This window comes from Dulcicalothrix desertica PCC 7102 (assembly GCF_003991905.1).
GTDB classification, from domain to species: Bacteria; Cyanobacteriota; Cyanobacteriia; order Cyanobacteriales; family Nostocaceae; genus Dulcicalothrix; species Dulcicalothrix desertica.
This window is the reverse complement of the sequence record NZ_RSCL01000011.1, coordinates 173,463-185,899: the sequence shown is the minus strand read 5'-3', so window position 1 is coordinate 185,899 and position 12,437 is coordinate 173,463. Positions and strand designations below refer to the sequence as shown.

Here is a 12,437-nt window from a genome sequence, read left to right as displayed (position 1 = left end):
TTCATTACTTCCTTCTTAGTTAAATGAGATTTGCTCGAACGCACCATCAAGTTCTTCCTGATTCAACTCCACTAGAGGAAAGTCTGAAGGAATAAAGTCACCCGTTTCAGCAGATAGGCAGTGAGCAATTAGCGCTCGCAAAGCTTCGATAAATCCCTGTGCTAGTCCTTCAATAGTGGATTGGCAATATAGACTTTGACTGTAAGTCCAAGATAATTGCAGCCTACCCGACTCAATGCCACCATAAATCTCTATCAAATACGAGCGATTGTTTCGCAAACTTTGAGAGGCACCGCTCGACTCCCGTGCTAACTTAAACAATGAAGATTCAGTTAACACTTGGTCGAACTGACCCAAGTAATTAAAGCTCACCTCAGCTTGGGGCAATGACCGCAATAACGTAGCAATTTCCACATTACTTAAGTATTTTAAAATACCATAACCTATACCCCGATTAGGAATAGCACGTAACTGTTCTTTTACCATCTTTAAAGCATCTCCAGGATAGCTAGCTTTATCAAAATCAAGCCGCACGGGAAACACAGAAGTGAACCAACCCACTGTTCGCGATAAGTCGATATCTGTAAATAGTTCTTCTCGTCCGTGTCCCTCTAAATCAAAAAGTAGCGATTCTTCTCCCGTCCACTGGCTAAATGCCTGTACTAGCGGTGTTAACAACACATCATTGATTTGAGTTCGGTAAGCAGCAGAAACCTGTTGCAGTAAGGCTTGAGTTTCTTCTACACTCAAAGCAACTTCCACGGTGCGCGCGTTTGCTGCTGTATTTTGTCCTCCTAAATAATCTACTCTTAAGGGCGCCACGGGTTGACGTAGCGATGTTAACCAGTAATTTAACTCTTGTTTTAGCGCTGACGATTGGGCATATTCTTGCATCCGGTACGACCATTGTTTAAATGAGGTTGTTTTTGGCGGCAATTTTATAGCTTTGCCTTGAATCAGTTGCTCATAGACAAGCTGGAGGTCTGCCAACAAAATTCGCCAAGAAACTCCATCTATTAGTAAGTGGTGAATGGTGAAGAACAAGCGCTGTACATTTCCTAAATTAATTAGGGCAACTTGCAGCAGTGGAGCTTCTGATAGGTTGAAACTAGCTTGCAACTGCGTCATCGCAGATGCTTGTTCATCTGGGGACATTGAAGAGACATCTAAGTTGGTAATTGATACTTTTGTATAATTATCAATTATCGGGCGCCAACCAGATGCTTCTTTGATGAAACAAGTTCGGAGAATGTCATGATGCTCAATTAAAGACTGCACCGCTGTCTCTAATATTACTGGGTTGATATTTTGGGGAACTTCCAGCAGCACCGCTTGATTCCAGTGATGGGGGTCGGCGAAATCTTGTTCAAAGAACCAGTGCTGAATGGGAGTTAGGGGGAAAGAGCCATTGACTGGGCCTTGTTCAGCTTGGATAAGCTTGGTTGTACTCACTACTGCTGCTAATTGGCTGATGGTCTGGTATTGAAATAACTGTTTGGGTGTAAAATGCAGCCCTGCTTGGTTCGCTTTTGAAATAACTTGCAGACTCAGAATAGAATCTCCACCCAACTCAAAAAAGTTGTCGTTAACACCGACTCGTTGCAGTCCAAGTACTTCAGCCCAAATTTGAGTTAGTTGTTTTTCAATGGTCGTTTGCGGGGGAACGAAAACTGATTCCTGTTCGTAAGCTGGTAGTGCTTGCATATCTATTTTACCGTTGGCTGTGAGCGGTATAGCATTAAGCAATATAAAGATTGTAGGCGCCATATACTCTGGTAACTTTTCTTTCACCCAGCGACGCAGTTTATCCTTAATTTCTAAGTCAGCTTCCTCATAAAAGGAATTAGGCACAATATAAGCCACTAAGCGTTCTTTGCCACGTTCATCTTTTGGTGCTAAGACAACAGCCGCTTTTACTTCTGGGTGTTGAGTTAATATCGTTTCAATTTCTAAGAGTTCGATACGGAAACCACGTATTTTGACTTGACGGTCAATTCGACCGAGAAATTCTAGGTTGCCATCCGGTCGATAACGCACCAAGTCTGCTGTTTTATACAAGCGAGACGCATTTTTATTAACATCTTTACTAAAAGGATTGGGAATAAATTTCTCGGCTGTTAAATCTGGTTGGTTGAGATAGCCGCGCGCTACACCAACTCCACCAATATACAGTTCACCTCTGACACCAATAGGAACTGGTTGCAAATATTTATCCAATACAAAAGTTTGAACATTTGGTATTGGGTATCCAATGGGTATTTGTTGCCCAAAGTCTACTGCTTCTTCCCCTATATCGCACATTGTGGCGACAACGGTTGTTTCTGTAGGCCCGTAACTGTTTACTAGCCTTATAGATGAATTTACTTGCTGTCGCCAAGTTGCTAGTCCCTCGCTACTGGCTCTCTCCCCACCAATAATTACCAATCGCAAAGATTCTGGTAATATTAATCCTAGTGTAGATAATTCCGCGACAATCTCATGCCAAAAGGCAGTTGGTAAATCTAATACCGACACCGACTGTTGATAACACTGTTGTAAGAAATTAGATACGGAATTTAACATTTCTTCAGTTCGCAGTACCAAAGTTGCACCCCGCAATAAGGTAGGAAAGATTTCTTCCGCAGCCGTATCAAAGCTGATAGACGCAAATTGCAATACTCTATCGCTGGCTTTAATCTCATATTCAACAGCAGCCATTGTAGCGAAATTTACCAAAGACCTGTGGGAAATTAATACACCCTTTGGGGTTCCAGTAGAACCAGAAGTGTAAATTAAGTAAGCTAAATTGTCGGGTGTTGCTTCGCTAGTTAAATTAATTATACTTTTTATATTTTCCTGGCTTTCACGGTCAATTTCTTGCCAATCTGTATCCAGACAAATAACTTGGGCATTATCAAATGGTAATGGCGCCACAGTTGATTGTGTCAGCAATATTGGTATTTGTGCATCTGCTACCATATACGCTAACCGTTCTTGAGGATAATTTGGGTCTAACGGTACATAAGCTGCACCTGCTTTGAGAATTCCGAGCAGTCCTACTAACAAATCTAGAGAACGTTCCACGCAAAGGCCAACTAAAACCTCTGGTTGCACACCTTGTTTTTGCAGGTAAGATGCGATTTTATTGGCACGCTGATTTAACTCTCGGTAAGTCAACTGAGAATTCCCATACACTACCGCAATAGCATCGGGGGTAAGCTCTACCTGTGCTTCAAACAACTTGTGAACACACTGCTCTTGATATGCTGCAACATTTTGATTTCCTATCAATAATTGCTGCTGTTCCTTTTCGGTTAACAAAGGCAAGTTTGAAATACGTTGGTCAGGATTAGCGACAATTCCCTCTAGTAAAACATTGAAATGTCCTAGCATCCGTTCAATAGTGGCGCCATCGAACAACTCAGTGCTGTATTCTAGCGAACCCGTTAGCCCAGTATCAGTTTCCAAAATGCAAAGAGTTAAATCAAAAGTTGCCGTTTGACGTTCCTCCTCTAAGGGGGTGATAATTAGCCCTGGTAACTGTAGTGGCTCAGAAGGCGTATTCTGGAGAATGAACATTACATCGAATAGCGGGTTTCGACTCAAAAGCCGCTCCGGTTGAAGTGATACTAATTGCTCAAAGGGTAAGTCTTGGTAAGTGTAAGCTCCTAAAGCAACTTCTCGTACCCGTTGCAGCAGTGAGTTAAAGCTAGGGTTGCCTGCTAAATTAGTACGCAACACCAGGGTATTGACAAAAAAACCAATTAACCCTTCTATTTGAGCGTGGTTGCGGTTAGCAATCGGCGAGCCGACAACTATATCATCTTGCCCACTATAGCGATAAAGTAACACTTTGAACGCTGCTAACAGCGTCATAAAAAGTGTTGCAGATTTTTGAACGGAAAGGGCTTTCAGAGCATCAGTAAGTGTTTTAGGCACTATAAATGACTTTGTTGCGCCTGTGTAAGTTGATACTGCTGGTCGCGGATGGTCGGTGGGTAGCTCTAGGGCAGAGCGAGTACCACCTAGTTGTTGCTGCCAGTATGCAAGCTGAGTTTCTAAAACTTGTCCTTGTAGCCACTGTTGTTGCCAAAGGGCAAAGTCTGCGTATTGAATAGGTAATTCTGGTAACGGAGAATTTACCCCATTACTGAAAGCTTGATAAAGTGCTACCACTTCGTGAATCAACACTCCATTAGACCAACCGTCAGAGACAATATGATGTAACGTGAACAAAAGTACATAATCATCTTGATCGAGTTGCAGTAATGTTGCGCGTAGCAATGGACTTTGCGTCAAGTCAAATCCGTGTTGCGCTTCTTTTTGTATAAGGCGCCTCGTTTCAGCTTCACGTTCGGTTGGTGGAAGATGGCATAAATCCACCACTGGTAATTCTAAATTTATAGATGGAGAAATTATCTGTATTGGTCGTCCGTCGGCAATGGCAAATTTGGTTCGCAATACTTCATGGCGCCTGATTATTTCGTTGATGCAACTAGACAAAACTGCTACATTCAGCTTTCCAGTTAGGCGAACAGCCTTGGGAAGATTGTACAATGAGCTACCTGGCTCTAACTGATCGAGAAACCATAGTCGCTGTTGAGCAAATGACAAAGGTAACTCCCCAATTCGGGAAGCGCGCGCAATTGGTGGAGCTTTTAATTCCATTCCCCCACTCATCGCACTTTGAATGCGTTTTGCTAAATCAATGAGTACTGGTGCTTCAAACAACCAAGGTAACGGTATTTCGATTTGAAAAGCTTCTCTTAGTCTAGATATAAGCTGCGTTGCTAACAGCGAGTGCCCGCCTAATTCAAAAAAATTGTCATGGATGCTCACCTGCTTACACCCCAAAATTGTTGCCCACAACCCAGCTAATACTTCTTCAATAGGATTACGAGGAGGCAATACAGTTTTTTCCGATTCTGTGGTTTTTTCTAGTGCCAGTAAAGCTTGACGGTCTATCTTGCCATTTGGTGTTAGTGGTAAAGCTTTCAAGATTACGAAAGCAGAGGGAATCATATACTCAGGCAGTTTTGCCATCAAAAAGCGACGCAGCTCGTCTTTCAAATCAACTTGTAAATGATGCGTTACTACATAAGCAACCAAACGTTTATCATTATTTTCTGTTGCCCACGTCAAAACTACAACTTCTTGTACCTGGGGGTGTTGCAGTAACGTTGCTTCAATCTCTCCAAGTTCTATACGAAAACCGCGAATCTTAACTTGGTTGTCAATTCGCCCCAGAAATTCCAAATTTCCATCATTGATATAGCGAACCAAATCACCTGTTTTGTATAAACGTTCTCCCGGTACATTACTAAAAATATTAGGGATAAATTTTTCTGCTGTTTCTTCAGGGTGGTTATGATAACATCGAGCGAGATTAGACCCACCAATATACAATTCTCCTGCTACACCTATAGGTACAGGCTGCATCTGCTTGTCCAGCACGTAAACTTGAGTGTTAGCAAGCGGGCGCCCAAGAGGTACTGTAGGTGTTTGTGTCTGTACATCCTTGACTGCATAAGTTAGAACACCCACAGTGGCTTCCGTCGGTCCGTAATGGTTAAATATTAAGCAGTTCGGCGCCAAAGACTGAATTTTCTCAATCAAACTCCAACTAGCAGTATCACCACCCAAAATTAAGCGCTGAGTCGGCAAAATAGATTGAGCGTGAGTAGATGCTAATAAGGCATCGAGGTGAGAGGGGACAATTTTTAGACAGTCGATAGGATGCTTTTGACAGTATGCTGCTAGTGCCTCTGGGTCAGATGCTCTTTCAGAAGATATTATATGAAGACACCCACCCCTGCATAAAGCAGGAAAAATTGCAGTGTTGCCCAAGTCGGCTGAAAATGTTGATACAGTTGCAAAACTAGCATTATTAGGTAACTGTAGTTTATCTGTAATTGCATTTAAATAATTTACCAATTGCCGATGCTCAATAGCTACACCTTTCGGCTTACCCGTAGAACCAGAAGTGAAAAGTACATAAGCTAAATTATTTGCAGTAGCCAAGCAAGTCAAATTCTCGTCGCTTTCGTGAGCAATAAGGTTCCAGTCTGTGTCTAAATGTACTACCTGTACTAAATTAGGAACACTATTAATATCTAACAAATGCTCGTGAGTTAACAGTACAGATACATCAGCATCCTGCAAGCGAAAACCAAGGTTCTCCTTTGGTAATTTAGGGTCTAAAGCTAAATAAGCTCCACCTGCCTTGAGAATACCTAATAGACTAACAATCATATCTAAAGAACGCTCAACGCAAATTCCTACTACTACTTCTTTTTGTACTCCTAACTTTCGTAGGTAGCTAGCTAATTGATTCGCGCGTGCGTTTAGTTCTTTATAGGTTAATTGCTTGTTTTCAAAAACAACAGCAATTTGGTTTGGAGTACGAGTTGCTTGTTCCTCAAATATTTGATGAATACATTTGTTTTGTGGATAATCAACATGGGTTTGATTGAAGTGAATAAGTAGTTCGTCAAGCTGATTTTGTGGTAAAATTTTTAATTTACTTATTATAATTTGTGAATTTTCAACTATATTAGTTAACAGAGTCTGAAATTGTTCTGCTAGGCGCCGAATGTCCTGTAGTGAAAAGACGTTAGTATTATAATCAAACTCCAAATTTAAACAAGCTTCTGTCTCAACACAAGTTAGTTTAAGTTTAAATGGTTCAATTTGGTTACATATTTTCTCAACTAAGAAAGAAACATCATCTAAATTATAATTATTGTTAATGTTAACAAACTCAAAAATTACTGGAAACTTTAGTTCCTTATCTGTTTCCCAAACAAAATAATCTTGCCATTCTAAAACTGCTTGATTAGCTTTATTTACTTGTTCTAAAACTTCTTCAAAACTTAAATTATCTGTTAACAAACAGGAAATTGGTAATACTTTAGCAAATGCTCCCAAGGCATTATTTAACTCTTCATACTCTCTACCATCAAAGACAGTACCCACAATCATCTCTGTATTTCCCGTCAGGCGCCAGAGTAACACCTGCCAACATGAAAGTAAAAATAAATCAATATCTTGTATCTGTTGTTTAATTTTTTGGGTGAGAGAAGCAGGGAGAGTTAAATTAAAAGATGCTACTGAAAACTTATCTGTTTGATGATATTTATCTACAAAATTTAGTGTTAAAGAATTGAGACTAGAGAAATCTAGCTGATTCCAATAATCTTTACCAGATTCTGCTTGTGGTTCTTCAAGTAATTGGTTCTGCCATTCTGAAAATTGAATATATTGTACAACTTCCGTTTGATTTAGTTGCTCGTCGTCTAAATAAGCTTTATATAAATTACTCATTTCCGTAAATAAATTGTGGTGAGTCTTGGTATCAGCACAAAATGCAGGTAAAGTCAAAAGTAGAATATGCTTTTCATTTGATAGATTAAGCAAACTTGCACGTAATAAAGGAGACTTTTCAAAATCAAATTTATGACATCTTTCTTCCTGAGAAATAGTTTCAACTTGTGCTTCTATAAATACACACTCTTTCAAATTAATCTCACGCCAAGCAAAAACACTTTCATTCTCTACAACCATCACCGGAACTTTCATGCCTGGAAGAGAGTGAAACGTTGTTCTCAGAATATCATGACGACTGACTATTTGTTTTAAAGCAAATTTTAAAGCCTCTGGTTTAAGCTTTCCTGCAATACTAATCTGGCTTTGAGTTATACAATTTGAGGATGACTTTTGTAACAACCAAAGATGTTTTTGATGTGGGGAAAGGCGAAAACCGCTGAAAGTTGTAATTGTCATATACTTTTTCCCTTATAATATAATATTTTCATCTCTCTTGTGGAACGGGCATCCCTGCCCGTTATTTAACTATAAATCAATTGTTTTAGGCACAATACTAATAAACTTTTCCCTCTTAAAGGTTTGACGCTCTCTTCGTTGCATATTTTGTTCTTTTTTCTCAGCTTCAGTAAACATTTCTAAAGTATTTATCCGAGCATTGGGTTGCACTACAACATTGTTGAGTAGCGTTTGAAAATGATTAGTCATGCGCGCAATTATAGCAAAATCAAAAAGGTCGGCATTGTATTTCCACTTTCCGACGATTCCTTGTTCTGTTTCGGTGAGAAATAAAGCTAAATCAAACCTAGCAATTTTGTTTTCTACTTCTAATACATTTAAGGTTAGTCCTGGCAATTCCAAAGCTGGCATTGGAGCATTTTGCAGCACAAATAAGACCTGAAATAATGGTGGTATATTGCTCAAATTTCGCTCAGGCTGCAAAGCTTTAACTAATTGGTCAAAAGGCAAATCTTGATGAGCATATGCTTCTAATGTACAAGAACGTACTCTTTTAAGCAACTCTCGAAAACTGGGATTTTCACCAAGGTAGGTACGTAATACTAGTAAGTTGACAAAAAAGCCAATTAATGGTTCTAATTCAGCCCGATTACGGTTGGCAATATCAGTACCAACAACAATGTCATCCTGATTAGTATAACGTTGTAGTAATACCTGAAAACTAGCCAACAAAGTCATAAATAAAGTGACACCTTCTTGACGCGAAAGGGTTTGCAGCGCTTGGGATAAATGAGAAGGAATGACAAAGGTTTGAGAAGCACCTCGGTTGGTTTTAATTTCTGTGCGGGGACGCGCGGTCGGTAATTGTAATATAGGAAGATTATTACCTAATTGCTTTTTCCAGTAAGTTAATAGTGTTTCTAGTGTCTCACCTTGTAACCATTGACGTTGCCACACTGCAAAATCTGCATATTGGATGGGTAATTCTGGTAGTGGAGAAGGTTTTTTGTCTAAAAAAGCTGTATACAGTGCTGCAAACTCCCGCACGAACACACCTATTGACCAAGCATCGGAGACAATATGGTGGATAGTGAACAAAAGTATATGTTCCTGTTCTGAAACGCGCATTATAACGCAGCGCAACAGTGGTGCTTTAGCTAAGTCAAAGCTACGTAGAGATTCTTCATCGATTAGTTGCTGTATTTCTGCTTGCCGATCTACTACTAGTACTTTTACAGTTACATCTGGGGTAATAAACTGAAATGGTTGCCCATCCACTACCGAGAAGCTAGTACGTAATAATTCATGGCGCCTGATTATTTCATTAATGCTCTGCTCTAAAACATCTATATCTAATAAGCCAATAAGCTGCACAGCGAAAATTTCATTGTAATTTAAGCTGCTTTGGTTTATTTGCTCTAACAACCATAGTCTAGTTTGAGCAAATGATAGCGGTAAATAATAATCACGCTCAACACACTTAATCGAAGGAATTTCCTGTTTGATTGAGCTATTAATAACTGTGGCTAGTGCAGCTACAGTTGATGACTCAAACAAACATTGTAACGGTAAATCTATATCGAAGGTTTTGCGAACTCGTGAAACCACCTGAGTAGCTAGCAGCGAATGTCCACCTAATTCAAAAAAGTTGTCATAAATACCAACTTGTGGAACATTTAGAACTTGAAGCCAAATTCCTGCTAATAATTCTTCCACTAGATGACGTGGTGCAACAAAAGTATTTTGTAGCCCTTCTAGATGTAAGTTGCTACTGTTGGGTTTAGGCAAAGCACGACGGTCTAATTTACCATTCGGTGTTATGGGTAGTGTTTCCAGTTGCACAAAGACTGATGGCACCATATAACTAGGTAGTTTATTCTGGAGATGGCGCCGCAGTTGGGTAATTTCTGGTAATTGATTTGATTCACTTAAATTAAATACTACATATGCTACCAAAAGCTGATGGCCAGGTTCATCCTCTCGCACTATCACAACACTGTTATTAACTGCTGGATGCTGGTTGAGTAAAGTTTCAATCTCTCCTAGTTCTATACGGAAACCTCGGAGTTTGACTTGATTGTCAATTCGTCCTAAAAACTCAACGGTTCCATCCGGTAGATAGCGCGCTAAATCACCAGTTTTGTACCAGAGCGAACTTGAATCTTTTTGCAAAGGGTGAGGAATAAACTTCTGTGCGGTAAGTTCCGGTTGATTTAAATAACCACGAGCGACCCCAGCACCCCCAATATGCAATTCACCCATAACTCCTACAGGTACTAACTGGTGGTGTTGGTCGAGAATATATAATTGTGTGTTAGCAATGGGACGACCAATTGAGATAACGCCCTCCTCTAACTTTTGTGATACCTTTTGTACAACTGACCAAATCGTAGTTTCTGTTGGACCATATAAATTCCACACTTCGCTTGAACGTTCCAGCAACTGTTGAGCAAGGCAAGAGTCAAGAGCTTCACCACCGCAAAGAATTTTTAATTGTCTATTCAATTGTCCACCTGTTTGCCACCCAGCAGCTAACAGCATTCGCCAGGTTGCAGGTGTAGCTTGCATAACTGTAACGCTAGAAGAAGTTAATTTTTTTAGTAGCTTAGTTCCATCAATGGTGTCTTCACGACTAACTATAACCAAACGGGCGCCGACAATTAGTGGTAAATATAGTTCTAGTGCAGCAATGTCAAAAGATAATGTGGTTACTGAGAGCAACGTATCTTCTTGGGTTATCCCTGGAGTTTGGCGCATGGAAGTTAAGAAATTAACTACAGCACCGTGGGGAATTTGCACTCCTTTGGGTTTGCCAGTAGAACCGGAAGTGTAGATTACATAAGCTAGGTTTTCTGTAGTGGTGCAGTGGATAGGGTTGCAAGTATTTTCTTGAACTATTTTCTCCCATTCAGTATCTAAGCATACTAATTTCGCTTGATGTTTCGGTAAATTTGCAAGTAAGTTTTGTTGAGTAAGCAGCACCGACACTTGAGCATCTTCTAACATGAAAGCTAGGCGTGCGTGCGGATAAGCAGGGTCAAGCGGTACATATACACCACCTGCTTTAAGAATACCTAGCAGCGCGACTATCATGTCAAGGGAGCGCTCAATGCAAATACCTACAAGTACCTCTGCTCCTACACCTAAAGCTTGTAAATAGTGGGCTAATTGGTTTGCTCTTGCATTCAGTTCTCGATAAGTTAATTGCTCCTGCTCAAATACTACTGCTACCTTATCAGGTGTTTTCTCTACCTGCGCTTGAAATAGCTGATGAATACATACTTGAGGGTAATCAACTTTAGTACTATTCCACTCCACCAATTGTTGATGACACTCTGCCTCAGTCAATAACGGCAAATCTTCTAAATGCTGCTGCTGATTAACAATCATACTTAATAGCAAAGTACGAAAATGTCCTAGCATTTTATTTATCGTACTTTGTTCAAAGTAGCCGCAATTATAACAAATCTCTAGTAATAACTCTGAATCTACCTTCACCGATGCGGTGAGGGGATAATGGGGGTGTATACAAGTACGAATATCAGAAATATTTAAACCGACTTGTGGGGTTTGAGAAAAACCTATGGGGTAATTTTGAAAGTTAAATATGTTTTCAAATAGCGGTGCAACAGATACATCGCTCCACTGTTGAATTTCGACTAAAGGACAGCACTCAAAGCAACGAGTTTCATTTTGCTGTATTTGCAACTGTTTTAACCACTGTAAAAGTTCTTCTTTTGGATTAATGTAAACTCGCATCGGCAGAGTATTTATCAACACTCCCACCATTGACTCAGACCCAGCCAAGGCGCCTCTACCAGATACAACAGACCCAAAAAGCACATCCTTCTCCCCACTGTAGCGACTGAGAAGAATAGCCCAGGCGCCATGCATTACAGTACTCAATGTCAAATGTTGCTGTTTAGTCCAAGACTGTAAAGCTGCTGTTTCTGCCGTTGATAGCTGCAACTGCTGTTGTGTATAGTCTTTATCTTGACTGGAATTGCACTTAGGCTTTTGTACTGTCAAAGAAGTGGGAGCAGTAAAACCTTGCAAGCGCTGGCGCCAGAACGTTTCAGCAGCAACTAAATCTTGTTGTTGCAGCCAAGCGATATAATCGCGGTAAGCACGAGGTTGTTTGAAGTGAAAATCCTTACCTTCATTCAAAGCCTGATACAATTTAAAAACTTCATCCAGAAGTAGAGATGCAGACCAGCCATCTAACAACAAATGGTGACGGCGCCAGATAAACAGGTAATCTGTATCAGCCAACCGAATAAGCGTTAAATGCATTAAAGGAGCTTGAGAAAGTGTAAAACCCTGTTGCTCCGCATTTTGAAAAGCTTGTATACGTTTTTGCTGTTCAAGCTTCGTTATTAGGCGCCAATCGTGTTGTTCGATTGGCAACTTTACTTGGTTATGTACAACCTGAGTAGGCTCTTTCAAACCTTCCCAAACAAAAGAAGTTCGTAAAATAGGGTGATGTTCTACTAACTGTTGCCAAGCTTGCTGAAATATTAAGGGATTAAGATTCCCCTGAATATTACAACTGAATTCATCGCAATACATCCCTGGATTAGAAGCATAAAGACTGTGAAAAAGAATGCCTTGCTGCATTGGCGAAAGCGGATAAAAACATTCAATATTTTTCATTTATCCCTTAGACTCTGTTTGTT

The 12,437-nt window shown here is 40.1% G+C and carries 2 protein-coding genes; both read right to left on the bottom strand.

Annotation, left to right across the window (positions count from 1 at the left end; all coding sequences use genetic code 11):
* Positions 1-15 precede the first annotated feature (15 nt).
* On the bottom strand, positions 16-7,761 hold the full coding sequence (locus tag DSM106972_RS23305; RefSeq protein ID WP_127082948.1) for a non-ribosomal peptide synthetase: 7,746 nt from the start codon (positions 7,759-7,761) through the stop codon (positions 16-18).
* Positions 7,762-7,830: 69 nt separating this feature from the next.
* Positions 7,831-12,414 (bottom strand): non-ribosomal peptide synthetase, encoded by a 4,584-nt coding sequence (locus DSM106972_RS23300; protein ID WP_127082947.1) that lies wholly within the window; start codon positions 12,412-12,414, stop codon positions 7,831-7,833.
* Between the last annotated feature and the right edge of the window lie 23 nt (positions 12,415-12,437).

Bases quoted from the DNA above. Each gene is read 5' to 3' on its own strand.
- DSM106972_RS23305 (WP_127082948.1), bottom strand. From the start codon at position 7,761: ATGACAATTACAACTTTCAGCGGTTTTCGCCTTTCCCCACATCAAAAA.
- DSM106972_RS23300 (WP_127082947.1), bottom strand. From the start codon at position 12,414: ATGAAAAATATTGAATGTTTTTATCCGCTTTCGCCAATGCAGCAAGGC.